Source organism: Veillonella magna (assembly GCF_959600285.1).
In the GTDB taxonomy this organism is placed as follows: domain Bacteria; phylum Bacillota; class Negativicutes; order Veillonellales; family Veillonellaceae; genus Veillonella_A; species Veillonella_A magna.
In genome coordinates, this window is the sequence record NZ_CAUGKU010000009.1 from 35,408 (window position 1) to 48,238 (window position 12,831).

12 protein-coding genes are annotated in these 12,831 nt (G+C 45.8%); all 12 read left to right on the forward strand.

From position 1 onward, the window contains the following. Positions 1-63 precede the first annotated feature (63 nt). The 12 genes from greA to Q5873_RS06380 all read left to right on the forward strand — a co-directional run bounded on the left by greA (position 64) and on the right by Q5873_RS06380 (position 12,664). Positions 64-537 carry a transcription elongation factor GreA gene (greA, locus tag Q5873_RS06325; protein WP_028255005.1) on the forward strand — a complete coding sequence of 158 codons (474 nt, stop codon included), beginning with the start codon at positions 64-66 and terminating at the stop codon, positions 535-537. Between the two features lie 34 nt (positions 538-571). Next, entirely contained in the window at positions 572-2,116 is a 1,545-nt protein-coding gene (gene lysS / locus Q5873_RS06330) for a lysine--tRNA ligase (protein WP_303059927.1), read from the forward strand. 149 nt (positions 2,117-2,265) lie between these two features. Further along, the gene (gene serS / locus Q5873_RS06335; protein ID WP_288190091.1) at positions 2,266-3,540 is read left to right on the forward strand and encodes a serine--tRNA ligase; all 1,275 of its coding nucleotides are present in this window, start codon (positions 2,266-2,268) and stop codon (positions 3,538-3,540) included. Between the two features lie 82 nt (positions 3,541-3,622). Beyond that, positions 3,623-4,267 carry a fructose-6-phosphate aldolase gene (gene fsa / locus Q5873_RS06340; protein ID WP_028255008.1) on the forward strand — a complete coding sequence of 215 codons (645 nt, stop codon included), beginning with the start codon at positions 3,623-3,625 and terminating at the stop codon, positions 4,265-4,267. A 63-nt stretch (positions 4,268-4,330) separates the two neighbouring features. Next, positions 4,331-5,296: a class II fructose-bisphosphatase gene (gene glpX / locus Q5873_RS06345; protein ID WP_028255009.1), complete on the forward strand. Its 966-nt coding sequence runs from the start codon at positions 4,331-4,333 to the stop codon at positions 5,294-5,296. Positions 5,297-5,557: 261 nt separating this feature from the next. Next, the gene (murA, locus tag Q5873_RS06350; RefSeq protein WP_276789206.1) at positions 5,558-6,820 is read left to right on the forward strand and encodes a UDP-N-acetylglucosamine 1-carboxyvinyltransferase; all 1,263 of its coding nucleotides are present in this window, start codon (positions 5,558-5,560) and stop codon (positions 6,818-6,820) included. Further along, a complete protein-coding gene (locus tag Q5873_RS06355; protein ID WP_420864498.1) occupies positions 6,795-7,988 on the forward strand; it encodes a rod shape-determining protein in 1,194 nt (397 codons plus the stop codon). Before murA ends, Q5873_RS06355 begins: the two co-directional genes overlap by 26 nt. Positions 7,989-8,181: 193 nt before the next feature. Further along, positions 8,182-9,573, forward strand: coding sequence for a phosphodiester glycosidase family protein (locus Q5873_RS06360; RefSeq protein WP_303059929.1), 1,392 nt, complete (start codon positions 8,182-8,184; stop codon positions 9,571-9,573). Positions 9,574-9,637: 64 nt separating this feature from the next. Continuing rightward, complete coding sequence (locus Q5873_RS06365) at positions 9,638-9,940, forward strand: DUF2118 domain-containing protein (protein ID WP_302225561.1); 303 nt, start codon at positions 9,638-9,640, stop codon at positions 9,938-9,940. Positions 9,941-9,953: 13 nt separating this feature from the next. Further along, entirely contained in the window at positions 9,954-11,864 is a 1,911-nt protein-coding gene (locus Q5873_RS06370; protein WP_303059933.1) for a SpoIVB peptidase S55 domain-containing protein, read from the forward strand. Between the two features lie 184 nt (positions 11,865-12,048). After that, positions 12,049-12,306 carry a type II toxin-antitoxin system HicA family toxin gene (locus Q5873_RS06375; protein ID WP_288759129.1) on the forward strand — a complete coding sequence of 86 codons (258 nt, stop codon included), beginning with the start codon at positions 12,049-12,051 and terminating at the stop codon, positions 12,304-12,306. Next, positions 12,290-12,664 carry a type II toxin-antitoxin system HicB family antitoxin gene (locus Q5873_RS06380; protein ID WP_303059936.1) on the forward strand — a complete coding sequence of 125 codons (375 nt, stop codon included), beginning with the start codon at positions 12,290-12,292 and terminating at the stop codon, positions 12,662-12,664. Before Q5873_RS06375 ends, Q5873_RS06380 begins: the two co-directional genes overlap by 17 nt. Positions 12,665-12,831: the final 167 nt, after the last annotated feature.

Genomic DNA, 12,831 nt, shown 5'->3' on the forward strand with positions numbered 1-12,831 from the left:
AGCAAAGGTGTCATGGTATTGACACTTTTTCTTTATAACCGGATAAATTAAAGGAGAAGTACCATGGCAGAAGTTAAAGAAACACTGTTAACTGCTGAAGGCTTAGAAAAGCTTAAGCAGGAATTGGAACATTTTAAATCCGTTCGTCGTATGGAAGTAGCCGAACGTTTGAAGGCAGCTATCGCTTTAGGTGATATCAGCGAAAACTCCGAATACGATGATGCTAAAAATGAACAAGCCTTTATCGAAGGTCATATCATTGACTTGGAAAATAAAATTAATACGGCTAAGATTATTGATGAAACTACGCGCCGTAATACAGTGCAGGTAGGTAGTAAAGTACGCTTGCTTGATAAGGCATACAATGAAGAAGTTGAATATGTAATTGTCGGTTCCTCCGAAGCCGATCCGTTTAACAGCCGTATTTCTAACGAATCTCCGGTCGGCAGTGCTATCATCGGTAGCAAAAAAGGTGATGAAGTAGAAGTAAGCACGCCGGATGGTCCGGTTATCTTTGAAGTATTGGAAATCAGCTAATCAGTTGGTGAGACACAGACGAGGAGGCACTGTAATGAGCGATACTAAACAAGCTTCTGCTCAGGAGCAGCTTAAGGATTTAAACGATCAGATGTTGATTCGCCGCAACAAGCTGGCACAGTATGAAGAAGACGGTATTTATCCGTTCGGTCAGCGCTTTGTTGTACAGCAGCATGCAAAGGATATTAAGGATAATTTCCGCGATTTTGAAGATCAGCCGGTTACCGTGGCCGGTCGTCTTATGACGATTCGTTCGCATGGTAAAACGGCATTCGCTAACATCCGCGATTTATCCGGAGATATCCAGGTATATTTCCGCAAGGACATTCTTGGCGAAGACGAATACAAGCATGTGAAGATGCTTGATATGGGGGATATTGTCGGTATTGAAGGTCATGTCTTCCGCACTCATATGGGAGAAATCACGGTTAAGGTAGAAAAATTAACACTCCTTTCTAAATCTCTCCGTCCGTTACCGGAAAAGTGGCATGGTCTCAAAGATACCGAATTGCGTTATCGTCAGCGTTATGTTGACCTTATCGTGAACCCGGATGTACGCGATACGTTTGTAAAACGTACGAAAATTGTGGCTAAGATTCGCGAATATTTGAACAGTCATAAATTCATGGAAGTAGAAACGCCGATGATGCATGCTATTCCGGGTGGTGCAGCGGCTCGTCCGTTTATTACGCATCACAATGCTTTGGATATTGACATCTATATGCGTATCTCTCCGGAATTATATTTGAAACGCCTTATCGTAGGTGGTTTGGAACGGGTTTATGAAATTAACCGTTCCTTCCGTAACGAAGGTATTGATAATCGTCATAACCCTGAATTCACTATGATGGAATCGTACCAGGCGTATGGTAACTTTGAAGATGCCATTGCGTTGACGGAAAATATCGTAGCGTATTGTGCTAAAGAGGTGTTAGGTACCACGACGATTAATTACCAAGGTACGGAAATCGATTTAACGCCGCCATGGAATCGTATTACGATGCAGGAAGGTATTAAGAAATATACCGGTGAAGATTTTGATGCTGTAGAAACCATTGAACAGGCGAGAGCCATTGCGGATCGCTTGAATGTAGAATACACACCGAATGACGGTATCGGCAAAATTATTAATCTTTGCTTCGAAGATTATGTAGAAGAAAACTTGATTCAGCCGACTATCGTATATGGTCATCCGCTGGAAATTTCCCCGTTGGCTAAACAGAATCGCGAAAAGCCGTTAACAACGGAACGCTTTGAAGCATTCATTTATGGTCGCGAGTTAGCTAATGGCTATTCGGAATTGAATGACCCGATCGATCAGAAACAACGTTTTGAAAATCAGTTGAAGGAACGCGAAGCCGGCGATGATGAAGCACATCGTATGGACGAAGACTTCGTAGCTGCTTTGGAATATGGCTTGCCGCCAACAGCCGGTCTCGGTATCGGTATTGATCGTCTCGTTATGTTCCTTACCGATTCGGCATCGATCCGTGATGTATTGCTCTTCCCGTTGATGAAACCGGAAACGGATGCACCGACGGAAACTACCGAAGAAGAAGAAACAAACGAAAAAGAATAAGTAACAATAGGGAGCTGTCGTGTTAGTTGGCACGGCGGCTCTTTTTGTAGAAAAAAATTGATAACTGTGGTATGATAAGGTGTAAATAAATAAAAGGCTATGTAGATAGCTACACGGCAGCTAAGATTAGAAGATGAGGGGTTACGTATATGTTAGATTTACGATTTGTACGAGACAATCTCGACGCGGTAAAACAAAACCTTGAAAATCGTCATAATACAGGCGATTTAGACAGCTTTGCAAAATTATATGATGAACGCAAAGAGTTGATTCAGGCCGTTGAACAGTTGAAGGCACAGCGCAATACGGTGACAGCCGAAATCAGTCGTTTAAAACGCAACAAGGAAAATGCAGATGCGCAAATCGCGGAAATGAAAAAAGTCGGCGATGAAATTGACGCATTGGACGCAAAGGTAAAGGAAACGGAAGCGGCTATTGATAAAATTGCTTACATGCTGCCGAATATGTGCGATGCATCTGTACCGGTAGGAGCAGATGAAAACGATAATGTGGAAAATCGTCGCTGGGGAACACCCCGTGAATTTGATTTTCCTATTCAAGCGCATTGGGATTTAGGCGAAAGCTTGGATATCCTCGATTGGGAACGTGCTGCTAAGGAAAGCGGTGCGCGCTTCACTTTTTATAAGGGTGTAGGTGCTCGGTTGGAACGTGCGTTGATTAACTTTATGATTGATTTGCATGTTGATAAACAAGGCTATACAGAAATGATGACACCGTACATGGTGACTCGTCAGACCTTAACGAATACGGGACAATTACCGAAGTTTGCGGAAGACATGTATAAGTTGGAAGGACTTGATTACTTCTTGATTCCGACAGCGGAAGTTACGTTGACTAATTTCCATAGCGGCGAAATCCTGAGCATAGAAGACTTACCGAAATACTATACTGCATTCACTGCTTGCTTCCGTGCAGAAGCAGGATCGGCCGGTCGAGATACGCGTGGGTTGATTCGTCAGCATCAGTTCAATAAGGTTGAAATGGTTAAATTTGCTACACCGGAAACTTCCTACGACGAATTGGAAAAGCTAACGGATAATGCCGAAGAAGTGCTTCGCTTGTTAGAATTACCGCATCGCGTTATTACACTTTGCACCGGTGATATCGGTTTTGGTTCGGCTAAGACCTATGATGTGGAAGTATGGATGCCGGCCCAAAATTGTTACCGTGAAATCTCGTCGTGCTCTAACATGACCGACTTCCAGGCACGACGTGCAAATATCAAATTCCGCCGTGAAGCAAAAGCAAAACCGGAATTTGTACATACTTTGAATGGCTCCGGTCTTGCCGTAGGTCGTACGGTAGCTGCTATTTTGGAAAACAATCAAGAAGCCGACGGATCGGTACGCATTCCAAAAGTATTGCAACCGTATATGGGCGGTTTAGAAGTTATTAAAAAATAAAGATGTTGTAGCAAATAGTAAAGTTGCAATAAATAAAGAAATTGTAAGACATAGAGAAGTTAAAAAATAAAGAGGTGACAGTATGAAGATTTTTATCGACACCGCTAATTTTGATGAAATCAAGGCAGCCTATGAAATGGGCTTTGTTGCCGGTGTTACTACGAACCCTTCTCTCATCGTTAAAGAAAAACGTGATTTGAAGGAAGTCATCAAGCAGATTGCTGCTCTCGTAGACGGCCCTGTAAGTGCCGAAGTGATTGCTACGACAGCGCCGGAAATGATTAAAGAAGCCCATGAATTAGTAAAATTGGGTGACAATGTTGTCATTAAAGTACCGATGACGCCGGAAGGCTTGAAGGCAGTAGCGGTATTGGCCAAAGAAGGCATTAAAACAAATGTAACTTTGATTTTCTCTGCTAATCAGGCGTTGTTGGCGGCTCGTGCCGGTGCTACGTTTGTAAGCCCCTTCGTGGGTCGTATTGATGATATCAGTATGGACGGAATTACTTTAATCGAAGACATTGCAGAAATTTTCATGGTACATGATATTAAGACTGAAATCATTGCAGCCAGCGTACGTACTCCGATGCACATGACGCAGTGTGCTAAGGCAGGTGCGCATATCGCTACGGTACCTTACAAGGTACTTATGGCATCCATGAAACATCCGTTGACGGATGCCGGCTTGGCACGATTCCTAGCCGATTGGGAAGCGGCTAATAAATAAGCTGTTTCATAGTTACAATAGCCGAATCACCCGAATAACGGGCGTTGATAAGGAGGAACAACAGTGGATCGAACATTAGCATTAGAATTTGTACGAGTAACGGAAGCCGCCGCATTGCGCAGTGGTCGTTTAATGGGTCGCGGACTTAAGGATGATGCGGATCAGTTAGCAGTTGACGCTATGCGCCAAACCTTTGACACAGTGCCTATTTCCGGTACGGTCGTTATCGGAGAAGGTGAAATTGACGAAGCGCCGATGTTGTATATTGGTGAACATGTAGGTGCCGGCGGAGAAGCGGTAGATATTGCGGTAGATCCGATCGAAGGTACGAATCTGATTGCTAAAGGGCAAAATGGTGCTATTGCCGTATTGGCCATTGCGCCTAAAGGCGGTCTTCTGCATGCTCCCGATATGTACATGCAAAAGCTGTGTGTAGGTCCTAGAGCAAAAGGCGTTATTGATCTTAATGCCAGCGTAACGGAAAACCTGCGCCGTGTAGCAGAAAAAATGGAACGTGGTATTGATGACTTAACGGTTGTTATGCTCGATCGTGAACGTCATCAGGATATTATGAAGGAATGCCGTGAAGCAGGTGCCCGCATTCGCCTCATTACCGACGGCGATGTGAATCCGGCTATGGAATGTGGTCTTGAAGGATCCGGGATTCACATGGTTATCGGTACCGGCGGTGCACCGGAAGGTGTATTGGCAGCTGCTGCTTTGAAATGTACCGGTGGCGACATGCAGGCTCGCTTGTTGCCGGAAACAGACGAAGAAGTACGTCGTTGTCATGCCATGGGCATTACGGACTTAAATAAAGTATTGACCATTGATGATTTAGTACATGGCGAAGATGTTATTTTCGCAGCTACGGCTATTACGGAAGGCAATATCTTGTCCGGCATTAAATACTTTGCCGGCGGTGCTCGTACGGAATCCGTAGTTATGCGTTATCGTACCGGTACAGTTCGCTTTGTTGATACCATTCATCGGTTGGATCGTAAATTGAAATCTATGAAGGCACGCTAATTTGCAATAGCGATTGATGTAAATCCCTAAAAGGTCTGCTACCTGACATGCATTGTAGACTCACCTGTAAGGAGAGTGACAAGGCAACCGGTAGTCAGGCCTTTTTGCGATTATAGGCGGGGAATGGGAAAGCGACTTTGCTAAAATTGGCAAAGCCCCCTTGCTAGTAACGGGCCTTTAATAGTATACTAAGGAATGAGAATTTATGATGACATTAGCAGCTACGATTCCTGTTAACGTAGCGTTATGGGAGGAATATTGTTGGAAAAGCTTGTTATTCACGGTGGCAAGCCGTTGAACGGACGTATACGTGTCAGCAGTGCTAAAAATGCGGTGTTGCCTATTATTGCAGCAACGATGCTGGCTTCGACACCCAGTCGTTTATTAGAGGTTCCCCACTTAGAGGATGTGCATACGATTTGTGAAGTCATTTCATCCTTAGGTGTGAAGGTAACCGTTGATGATAAGAAACAAGAAATTATATTTGATGCGGCTACGCTGACAGCTACGGAAGCGCCGTATGAATTGGTACGACGCATGCGTGCGTCCTTTTTAGTGATGGGACCGTTATTGGCTCGTTGCGGTGAAGCGCGTATTTCCTTGCCCGGCGGCTGTGCTATCGGAAGCCGTCCGATTGATTTACATTTGAAAGCTTTCGAAGCGTTGGGGGCTACCATTGAAATGGGCGATGGCTATGTACATGCAAAGGCACCTAATGGATTAAAGGGCAATCAAGTCTATTTGGATTTTCCCAGTGTAGGCGCTACGGAAAATGTAATCATGGCTGCTTCCATGGCCGAAGGCAAAACAGTGATTGAAAATGCTGCGGAAGAACCGGAAATTGTTGATTTGGTAACCTACCTTAACAGTATGGGGGCCAACATTCGCGGAGCCGGTACAAATATTATCCGCATTCAAGGCGTGCCTGAATTAAAAGGTGCGGTGCATACGGTGATTCCGGATCGCATTGAAGCCGGTACGTATTTAATTGCAGCAGCGATGGCCGGCGGTGACGTATATGTGGAAAATGCGTTGTCGGAACATTTAAAACCGGTGGTGGCTAAACTGAAAGAAGCCGGTGTGACGGTAGAAGAACACATTGACGGTATTCGTGTTATCAGTGACGGCACCTTGAAGGCCGCGGACATAAAAACATTGCCGTATCCGGGATTTCCGACAGATATGCAGGCGCAGTTTATGGCGTTGACGACCATTGCCGAAGGAACGAGTACGGTTATGGAAACGGTATTTGAAAATCGCTTTATGCACGTAGATGAACTCAAGAAGATGGGTGCACAGATTCGCATTGAAGATCGTCGAGCTATTGTGGATGGTATAAAACGACTTCACGGAGCCGAAGTGCGAGCTACAGACCTCAGAGCTGGTGCGGCACTGGTATGTGCAGGCTTGGCAGCAGATGGTGAAACGAAGGTAACACAGTTGTCCCATATCGATCGCGGCTATGACGATTTGGTGGGAAAATTAAAAAGGTTAGGTGCTGATATTGTTCGGGTGGACGAATAAGAAAAAGCAGAAGCAAAAACAGAAACCTACAGCGGCGAGTGTACAGCAACGAAGAGAAGAACGACGAAAAAAACAAACGAAACCTATTTCCGATACATCGGTGAAACAACGACCGTTGCGGGAGCGTCGTTCGCCATCATTCTTCGAACGGTTAGCTTTGATGACGGCCTATGATATTGGCATAGATTTGGGAACGGCCAATGTTTTGGTTTACGTGAAGGGCAAGGGTATCGTACTTGATGAGCCCAGTTACGTGGCGCGTAACACCAAGACACATGAAGTGGTAGCCGTAGGCGAAGAAGCCCGCATTATGCTGGGGCGTACGCCGGAGGATATTGAGGTTATCCGACCGTTACAGGATGGTGTTATCGCTGACTACGATACAACGGAATTTATGCTGCGCTATTATATTAAAAGTATTTTACCGGCATCGATGCTGTTTAGACCGCGCATTGTTGTTTGCGTGCCGTCGGGCATTACACCGGTTGAAAAGCGTGCCGTCTTGGAGGCAGCTCTGCAGGCCGGTGCCCGTAAAACGGTACTTATAGAAGAACCGCTGGCAGCTGCCCTCGGTACGGGACTGGATAAAGCAAAATCACAAGGCGCCATGGTGGTAGATGTCGGTGGCGGTACAACGGATATTGCCGTGTTGTGCAGTACCGGTGTGGTTCTCAGTGAATCGCTGCGCGTAGGCGGTGATTTGTTTGATGCAGCCATCGTTAATCACTTGCGTCGACGCAGCAAACTGTTAATCGGAACGGTGACAGCGGAAGAACTGAAAATTCAGATCGGTACCGTGGATCGCAAAGCACAGGGAAGCGAAACTCTAGTGCGCGGACGTGATACGGTTACCGGTTTGCCGAAGGCTGTCATGGTTACGTCCAAGGATGTGCAGCGTGCCTTAGAACGACCGGTACGAAAAATTATCGAAGGCATTAAGGACATGCTGGAAAAAACACCACCGGAATTAGTGGCGGAAATTATCGACCACGGAATTATTTTAACCGGCGGTGGAGCGATGATAAACGGACTTGATCGTTTGATCACCCGCGTTACCGGTATAGCTGCCTACTTAGTAGATAACCCAAGGTATTCTGTTATCCTTGGAACGGGACGTGCCCTTCGTGAAATGGGGCATTTGCAGGATACGCTGGAAGAGTTACAATAATATCCGTAATCCCTTGGCATGTGCATCTAACATGTGCCGGTTGTTATGGTTACATGAGGTGTGGAGTCAATTGCTGACTTCACGCCTTTTTTGTATCCTATGCTATAATAAATGAGAGAACATAATGTATATCATATAATTTTCATAGTTATCATATATACTACATACTAGCAATATACAGACGGGAGGACATATGAAGCACTGGCGACATTGGTTATTTGGCGGTATGACAATAGCTGCTTGCTGTTGGGCTCATCCCGTGGCCGAGGCGGCAGATATTACGGCATTAACAGCCATAGACAATGTAGGACATACACGCTTGGTTATGGATATGGATGGCTTGCCGGATACATATAGTACGGCGTATCACGGCGACACACATACAATGACCATACATTTACACGACACATCAAATAAGGTTACCTCTCCCATGGAACGTCGTGGACAGGGAGAAGGTGTACTCAAAGGTATTCGCTTGCAACCGGAACTCGGCGGCACGGCAATCGAGATGCAAGCAGACAGAAGTATAAAACATCATATTATTACACTGGAAAATCCCGATCGAATGATAGTGGATTTATTTACGGATTACGATCAAAAGCTAGTTCGTCATCTTACCGACGGCGTGGCTTTGACAAAATGGCACACCAGCTCGGACAAAGGACGGGTAGAAGCAAGCGTTGTGACAGTCACGGCGGATACACCGTTTCAGTCGGAAGCCGTTGTACCGGCAAAATCATTGCAACAGCTGGCAGCTGCCAAGCCGCAGGTCGTAGTGGTGCGAGGCGATGGTCAAGCGATGACAACACCACAGCCAATATATATCGGGGCCAAGACAGCGTTATCGGCAGGCAAACAAGCAGTGACAACCGGTGCGTTAAAGGAAAACGACCTAAGACCACAGGCGGAGCTTTGCTTTACACCGGGCAGCGGCTATAGTATACATAGTGAAGAGCCGGTACTGCATGCACGAATCAATGGCATGGAATATACGATTAACGGAATCAACCGAGAACGGCATGAAAACGAACTGATTGCGTATACTGTAGATAACGGACCGTCGACGGGAACCAATCAATATGGTTTTGAAGTGGCCGTAAAAAATAACATTGTCATTGGTGCCTACAAGCAAAATGCGCCACTGACTCCCGGCAGCATCGTACTGTCCGGACACGGTGACAAAGCAAAATTGTTGGAGTCGGTCTTGGTAGGGATGCCTTTAGTGATTACCAAGCAAGCCCCGATAGCAACGGTTGGGCCTGCCGGTTCACGGTGGTATCGCGGCGGTACAGCAGTACTGGAAAACGGACGCATTATGGCGAAAGGACCCGATATAGTGCAAGCGCGTACCCTGTTAGGCACGGTCGGTGACGGCAGCCTATTGGTTATGGCCGTAGACCGTCATGTCAACTCGGTAGGTGTTACGGCAGCGGAAGGGGCGGAACTGTTGCGCTCGCTAGGAGCGGTGAACGCTATGGAACTCATCGGTCAGGGCGCAGTCGATATATTCGGTGACGGCGCCTATGTACATGAATACGTTGCCAATCAGCCGACGGAATACCAAGAGGTGCTTACCGTTGGCTAAGGATAGTTTCTTCTATTGAAAAATAATTTTGTATGATATAATGAGAACAAAGGAGGAGGTATTTATGAAAAAAAGAGTACTCGCATTACTGCCGGTGGCACTTAGCTTTGCTATATTAGCCGGAAGTGCATCTGTGGCCTCCGCAGCGAATGTAAATCAAGAAACAGTATTAACCGGTAAGGTTGTTTCCACCGTTTCCGTGGGCACGTCCGTACAGGAAGGTGACACACTGGTGACGGTACAGACAATTACAGGTCCTATGGTAGCGGCTCGTTCCAATGTAGACGGTGTAGTTACCCAGGTAAATGTAAAAGCAAATGATTCGATACAGCGCGGCCAAGTGGTTGCGGTTGTCGATGGTAAGTAGAGAGGAGATTTGAATGAAGCCATTTCGTTCAATGCGTCGGTACGGGAAAGGCGTGCTGGCGCTCCTTTTTTGTTGGTCTGTAACCGCAGGTGCCGAGGCGATAGACTTTATGCCTGTGGACTCGGTGCATACCGGCATGGAAGGATATGCAAAAACAGTAGTAGACGGTGATGCCATTACCAGCTTTAATGTGAAAGTGCTGGGCGTTATGAAAGATAGAGGCCCATCCGGCGATTTGATTCTTGCCAAATTTTCCGGACCGGTGATTGATCAAACCGGCGGCATTGTTCACGGCATGAGTGGCAGTCCCGTGTATCTAGATGGCAAACTGGCCGGAGCGGTAGCCTACGGATGGGGCTTTGCCGATGGGACTATCGGCATGATTACACCGATTGCGGATATGGTATCGCTGTGGAACATTCCCTATGAAAAGCAAGTTGCCAATCCGTGGCGCGATGAACGATTAATCCCCTTAGGAACGCCGCTTATGGCGTACGGCTTTGATAAAACATCGTTAGATTATATGAAATCAAAATTGCCGGAGTACGGTTACAGCACGTACGATACGGCAGCTGCAGACAGTGATGGTGTAAAGAAACCGCTGGAAGCAGGCGGATCCGTAGCGGCCTTGCTGGTATCCGGCGATATGAAGCTGGGTGCCATCGGTACAGTTACCTATGTAGACAACGATCATATCGTGGCCTTTGGTCATCCCTTTTTAAAACGTGGCAGTGTTGACTACTTCATGCACAATGCTCATATTTTTACGGTAGTAAAAAGTGTGGACTCCGGATTTAAATTGGGGTCTATGGGTGCCGAAGTGGGAGCGGTTACGGAAGACCGCGGTGCCGGCATTGCCGGTAAGGAAGGCATCGTGGCCAAAGGGATTCCTCTTACCGTCGATGTGCGCGACCTCGACACGGGAAAATCGCGCCGGTCGGTACTGAAAGTCATCGAGGCCAACGAGATGACACCGGCCTTGGCAGCCACATCCCTATACAGCCTTATGAACAAAACGGTAGATCGCAGCGGTGAAGGATCGGCGACGGTGAACGTGCGCATTACGCCGCGGGATGCCACCATCGAACCCTTGGAGCGTCGCAATATGTTTTACTCTTCCGAATCCATTACGCTAAAAGGTGTGGATGAGTTTTATAATCTGCTGGATGTGCTGATGAATAATCGCTTTAAGGCGTATGAAATTGCAGACATCGCCGTACAGGCAGATGTGACCAAGGATACGAAGACGGCCGTTATCGGTGATGCAACCTTATCGCCGGGTGTGGCTTCGCCGGGAGATACCATTGTGGTTAATGTAAAGCTGCAACCGTTTAGAGGCGAGCCGGTGGAAAAAGAAATTTTTTACACCATTCCCAAGGATCAGCCGCTGGGCAAGGCAACGCTGGAAGTGCGCGGCGGTGGCGTAGTGCCGCTTCCGTATTTATTGGAGAAGCAGAAATATAATTTGACGGACGAAATTATTCGTCGCTTAAAGACCTATAAAGATTTTGACGAATTCTATAATGACTTGCGCAAGACGGACACGAACAATCAGTTGGTGGTAGAAATTTTGCAGGATGGCGTTAGCATGGTTGATGACGGCAGTGATAGCAACGGCAAGAAAGCTAAGATCGAAGATATCGAAGAAACTCCGTTACCGGGCGATGTGAAAAAGCCAAAAGCCAAGACGGATGTGTCTGACGTACTGGGGGACGATAAGGAACCGCAGGAAGCAAAAGTGGACACGGAATACGTTATCCGTGGCGACGGACAATTTGTGTTACACATTATGTCGCCCGCCGATCGCGATAAAGAATTGGCCAAGCGCAAAAAGGAACATCAAAAGGATGTCATGCAGGCAGTAAAGGAAGCAGTACAGGAAGCAAAGGATAAAGATAAAATAAAAACTGTAGCAGAAAAATAACCTAATGTATTGTTTTTCTTACGCCGTTAGTAGTATGCGATTTGAAATACTTATGAGAAAATTATACTAACGGATGGGGCAGGTTGGTTCTAATGAACTAACCTGCCTTTTTTTGCATACAGTAAAAAGAGAAATATTGACACCATATACGGTATCGACTATACTGAGGAAAAGGAGGTAGGACATGTCAAAATGGGATAAGCTACTAGCGCGTATTTATAATTTATCTAAAAGCCTCCGATTCGATGAGTTAAGAAAGGTTTTGGAAAGTTACGGGTATGAAATGAATTCTCCACGAGACGGAAGTAGTCATTATACATTTAGAAAGGCTGGATGTATGCCAATAACAATACCCAAACATGAACCAATAAAAAGAATATATGTTGAAATGGTAAGGAAAATTGTAGAAAGTGAGGCGAAAAACAATGAAAGTGCTGAATGATTATATGGCAATGCCATATCGCATGGAAATTGTGGAAGATAGGGATGAGGGAGGATTTGTGATTTCTTATCCAGATTTGCCTGGTTGCATTACTTGCGGTGAGACAATAGAACTTGCAGTAGCGAATGCAGTAGACGCAAAAAAAGCGTGGTTTGAGGCGGCGCTTGAGGATGGCATAGAAATTCGTGAGCCAGATAGCTTAGAAAAATATTCGGGACAATTTAAATTAAGAATTCCAAGAAGTTTGCACAGGAGGTTAGCAGAACATTCTCAGAAAGAAGGAATTAGTATGAATCAGTATTGTGTATATCTTCTCTCTAGAAATGATGTAATTTTTTCTGAGAAAAAGGAATGTTGACTTAGTGCGGCTATTTGTTTTCCGATATGACCGTTATTTTTAGAGGCTGATAGAAATAGGGTTACGTTGTAAAAAGAAGCTGTAGGCCTTAGTATTATAGGATGATACGAAACAAAAACATTTGAACGGACTTAGTATAAAATAGCTATACTGTAAAAGAGGCTGTA

What these genes read in the sequence shown, in the direction of transcription:
- Q5873_RS06365 (WP_302225561.1), top strand. Translation starts at nt 9,638, where the DNA reads ATGAAAAAAAGAGTACTCGCATTACTGCCGGTGGCACTTAGCTTTGCT.
- Q5873_RS06375 (WP_288759129.1), top strand. Translation starts at nt 12,049, where the DNA reads ATGTCAAAATGGGATAAGCTACTAGCGCGTATTTATAATTTATCTAAA.
- lysS (WP_303059927.1), top strand. Translation starts at nt 572, where the DNA reads ATGAGCGATACTAAACAAGCTTCTGCTCAGGAGCAGCTTAAGGATTTA.
- Q5873_RS06380 (WP_303059936.1), top strand. Translation starts at nt 12,290, where the DNA reads ATGAAAGTGCTGAATGATTATATGGCAATGCCATATCGCATGGAAATT.
- fsa (WP_028255008.1), top strand. Translation starts at nt 3,623, where the DNA reads ATGAAGATTTTTATCGACACCGCTAATTTTGATGAAATCAAGGCAGCC.
- Q5873_RS06370 (WP_303059933.1), top strand. Translation starts at nt 9,954, where the DNA reads ATGAAGCCATTTCGTTCAATGCGTCGGTACGGGAAAGGCGTGCTGGCG.
- serS (WP_288190091.1), top strand. Translation starts at nt 2,266, where the DNA reads ATGTTAGATTTACGATTTGTACGAGACAATCTCGACGCGGTAAAACAA.
- Q5873_RS06360 (WP_303059929.1), top strand. Translation starts at nt 8,182, where the DNA reads ATGAAGCACTGGCGACATTGGTTATTTGGCGGTATGACAATAGCTGCT.
- greA (WP_028255005.1), top strand. Translation starts at nt 64, where the DNA reads ATGGCAGAAGTTAAAGAAACACTGTTAACTGCTGAAGGCTTAGAAAAG.